Source organism: uncultured Phenylobacterium sp. (assembly GCF_902826855.1).
Taxonomy (GTDB): Bacteria; Pseudomonadota; Alphaproteobacteria; order Caulobacterales; family Caulobacteraceae; genus Phenylobacterium.
Map to the genome: position 1 here is coordinate 1 of NZ_CADEGK010000316.1, position 1624 is coordinate 1624.

Annotated in this window: 3 protein-coding genes; 2 read left to right on the forward strand and 1 reads right to left on the reverse strand. The window is 72.5% G+C overall.

The window, feature by feature from the left end; all coding sequences use genetic code 11:
* Nucleotides 1-164: 164 nt before the first annotated feature.
* Complete coding sequence (locus QZV94_RS24010) at nt 165-395, reverse strand: hypothetical protein (protein ID WP_293682843.1); 231 nt, start codon at nt 393-395, stop codon at nt 165-167.
* 63 nt (nt 396-458) lie between these two features.
* On the opposite strand from QZV94_RS24010, the gene QZV94_RS24015 reads away from it, so the two are divergent.
* Both QZV94_RS24015 and QZV94_RS24020 read left to right on the forward strand, forming a co-directional pair.
* Nucleotides 459-1121, forward strand: coding sequence for a S24/S26 family peptidase (locus QZV94_RS24015; protein WP_293682845.1), 663 nt, complete (start codon nt 459-461; stop codon nt 1119-1121).
* 51 nt (nt 1122-1172) lie between these two features.
* A partial coding sequence (locus tag QZV94_RS24020) for an SOS response-associated peptidase (protein ID WP_293682847.1) occupies nt 1173-1624 on the forward strand: 452 nt, incomplete at its 3' end.

Sequence of the window (1624 nt, forward strand, 5' to 3'; positions counted from 1 at the left end):
GTCGGCCAGCCGGTCGGCCACCTCCGCCGCCTCCGCCTCGCCCTCGATCACCACCAGCCCGGCCGCGGTGTGCGCAAGGAGCTCGCGCAGGGACCGGCCGCGCGCATCGGGCTCGCGCCGCGCCAGGGCGCCGGCCACCAGCGCGGCCGCATCGTCGCGCCGGCTCATCGGCCGAGCGCCGGATAGCCGCCGGCCGCCAGCACCGCGGCCACATGGGCGGCGCAGCGGTCGAACCGGGGGCGGACGTGGGCCCGCAGCCGCGCCTCCAAGACGCGGCCGCGCTCGTCGGACAGCTCGAGTTCGGCGCGGGCGCGCGCCTGGGTGGCCCCGCCGCGCCGCAGGGCGGCGTAGGTACGACCGATTTCGACGTAGGGGGTGGGGTACACTGTGGTCATGGAGAATATGTATGAAACCTACTGATGTTGCGCAAGGCCGATCTGTAGGTTATCCACTGGAACATGACGTCTTCCCCCGGCATGGACGGGCGCGCCCAGCGGCTGCGCCAGGCGCGGCTGGACCGCGGCTTCGAGACCGCCGCGGCGGCGGCCGACGCCTTCGGCTGGAGCCGCAACACCTATGCCTCCAACGAGAACGGCAATGCGCCCTTCTCCTACCGCCGGGCCAAGGCCTACGCGGCCGCGTTCGGGGTCAGCCCGGAGTGGCTCTATGACGCCGCCGGGGCCATGCAGCCGGTCGGGGCCGACGGGCTTGTCCCGGTGATCGGCCACGTGGGGGCCAACCCCGAGGGCACGGTGCTGTTCGCCACGGGCGACGACCCCGTCGAGCTCGCCCCGATCCCGCCCGGCGGCGGCGCCCAGGCCCGGGCGCTGAAGGTGATGGGCCACTCCATGCGCGGCGTGGCCGACGACGGCGCCCTGATCTACTTCGAGGACCAGCGCACGCCGCCGACGCCGGACATGCTGGGCCATGTGGTGGTAGTCGAGACCGACACCGACGAGGTGCTGGTCAAGCGCCTGCTGCGCGGCTCGCGACCCGGCCTGTTCGACCTGGAGAGCGTCGTCGGACCGGTGCGCCAGGACGCGCGCATCCGCTGGGCCGCCCACATCACCGCCATCATCCCGCCCTTCCAGGCCCGCCGCATCATCCGCGGGGCGGCCTAAGATCACCTGTCTATAATATACACGTCAAATTCGGCAGCCGGACTGTATATAATGTGCAACGAATACGCCCAGCAAAGCTCCCTCGACGAACTGCTCGCCCGGTTCGCCCAGCTCGACCTGCCGTTGGCCTGGGATGGCGGGGCGCCGAACATGGAGCCGCGCGCCTCGATCCGCCCCACCGACCCCAGCTACGTGGTGACCGGCCGCGAGGGCGGCGCGCACCTGGGCCAGCTGCGCTGGGGCTTCCCCGGCCCGCGCGGACCGGTGATCAACTTCCGCTCCGAGGGCCGCAGCTTTCCCCGGGGGCGCTGCCTGGTCCCCGCCACCGGCTTCTTCGAGTTCACCGGGGCGAAGGCGCCCAAGTCCAAGTGGCTGTTCGAGGCGGCCGACGGCGGCGTCCTGGCCATCGCCGGCCTGATCCGCGACGACCGCTTCACCCTGCTGACCTGCGACCCGGGCCCCGACATCGCGCCCTACCACGACCGCCAGATCGTCATCCTGCC